Origin of the sequence: Neisseria sp. HMSC074B07, assembly GCF_001810355.1 — a bacterium.
Classification (GTDB): domain Bacteria; phylum Pseudomonadota; class Gammaproteobacteria; order Burkholderiales; family Neisseriaceae; genus Neisseria.
Map to the genome: position 1 here is coordinate 63997 of NZ_KV800878.1, position 286 is coordinate 64282.

At 53.1% G+C, this 286-nt stretch carries 1 pseudogene; it reads right to left on the reverse strand.

What is annotated here, in order from left to right:
- Window positions 1-286: pseudogene (locus HMPREF2726_RS13575) on the reverse strand (RHS repeat protein); the annotation flags it as partial.

Genomic DNA, 286 nt, shown 5'->3' on the forward strand with positions numbered 1-286 from the left:
TTTGGTCGCAGTGGAAGTAGTGGGTTTGTTGGCGGTTTTCGTCGTCTTCGGTTGTCCAATCGCGGACTTGCGCCAGCGGTTCGTAGGAATCTTGGTCGGCGTAGATATAGGTATACCTGCCGTCCGGGTGGACTTCTTGCAAGAGATGGCTGCCGTCCCAAGCGAAGCGGGTTTGGTTTTCGAGGTCGTCTGAAACTTCCTGACTGGTTTTCAGACGACCTTTGCCTATCCTTCTACCCAAGGCGTCGTAGCTGTACGCCCAAGTTTCTTTCGTGCCGTCTTTTTT